Raw genomic sequence first — 1,315 nt, forward strand, 5'->3', positions numbered from 1 at the left:
AACTTGCGCAAATGAAACCGTTTTTCCTTGTACATATCACAGAATGTACATTTATTATGGCTGCATCCCACCGTAACCTGTACAATCAAACTGTACGCTTCAGACGGCGGACGAAATACTCTGCCTTCATATCTCATGAATAGAACTCCTTTCAGGGGTGTTTGTATAGTATACCATATCTGTCTCCGCTTTTCCAGACGCAAAAACGGACGGTACACAGGTACCGTCCGCCGATAAGGAAACTTATTCCTCTTCTTCTGCTGCTTCTGTCGGAGCTTCTTCCGGCTTTTCTTCTTCAGCCGGAGCTTCCTCAACTGCTTCCTCAGCCGGTTCGGTCTCTTCCGGCTCCTCCGGTGTCTCTTCGGTTTCTTCCGGTGCTTCTTCTACCGGAATTTCGGTTTCTTCCATGCTCAGCTGCTCTTCGGATCCTGCACCGGTCTCGTCAGCTGCTTCGCATTCTTCGCAAGCCGCATTTTCTGCATTCAGATCATCCAGCTCGCTCATTGCCTTGAGTTCTGCCTCGTGGTAAACCTGTTCGCTCTTGCTGTGTCTATATGCTGCTACACCTGCGGCAACAGCACCAGCAGCAGCGCCGGCAACTGCCACGCCAATACCGATTTTCTTCTTGAGGCTGCTGTTCTTTTTCTTTGCGCTCATAATTCAATCTTCCTCTCATTGTCGCGCGGGTGTCCGCGGGGTAATCGACTCACGTTTTTCTGCCAAAATCCGGCAGGACGGCTCCCATACCATGCAGAGCAAAAACGCATTTTGAATCAGTTATATGTTACCACACAGAAATCCCATCTGTCAATCTCTATGTGAAAATATCCCCAATTTTTCCAAACTTCTTTGTGTATTTTCACAGCAAATACACCAATATCCGCCGGTCTATACACATTTTGGGTAAAGCTCTTGGCACGATCTTTCTTCCCGTGCTATAATAACAAATATATCGTTTTTTCCATGAATGAATCGCTATGCACTCGAAGGAGGCTGCCATGAAGCATCTCAAAAAGCACACCCCATTTCCCATCGGTATGCGCACCTTTAAAACCGCACTTGCTTGCGGTCTTGCCGTTTCTATGGGCTATGTCATCAACAGTCCATATCCGCCCTTTCTCGCCATTGGCGCGTTAGGCTGTATGGAAGCCTCTATCACTGCTTCCCTTCGCTCTGCGCGAGATATGATTATCGGAAACTTAGTCGGAGCCCTGCTTGCTATGATTTTCGTCATGAATTTCACCGGTTATTTTGAAATCACCTGTTTTATCGGTGTTATCATCATGATTTCCGTGTGCAATCTTCTGCACATGAA

The 1,315-nt window shown here is 47.2% G+C and carries 2 protein-coding genes and 1 pseudogene; 1 reads left to right on the top strand and 2 read right to left on the bottom strand.

Going from position 1 to position 1,315, the window contains the following annotated elements:
• Both ACR0P9_RS12770 and ACR0P9_RS12775 read right to left on the bottom strand, forming a co-directional pair.
• A pseudogene (locus ACR0P9_RS12770) lies at positions 1 to 137 on the bottom strand (radical SAM protein); the annotation flags it as partial.
• A gap of 106 nt (positions 138 to 243) precedes the next feature.
• Complete coding sequence (locus tag ACR0P9_RS12775; RefSeq protein ID WP_432620727.1) at positions 244 to 657, bottom strand: hypothetical protein; 414 nt, start codon at positions 655 to 657, stop codon at positions 244 to 246.
• A gap of 341 nt (positions 658 to 998) precedes the next feature.
• On the opposite strand from ACR0P9_RS12775, the gene ACR0P9_RS12780 reads away from it, so the two are divergent.
• Positions 999 to 1,315 (top strand): FUSC family protein (locus tag ACR0P9_RS12780; protein WP_432620729.1); only part of this gene is annotated, 317 nt, incomplete at its 3' end.

The organism is Butyricicoccus sp., assembly GCF_050872565.1.
In the GTDB taxonomy this organism is placed as follows: domain Bacteria; phylum Bacillota; class Clostridia; order Oscillospirales; family Butyricicoccaceae; genus Butyricicoccus_A.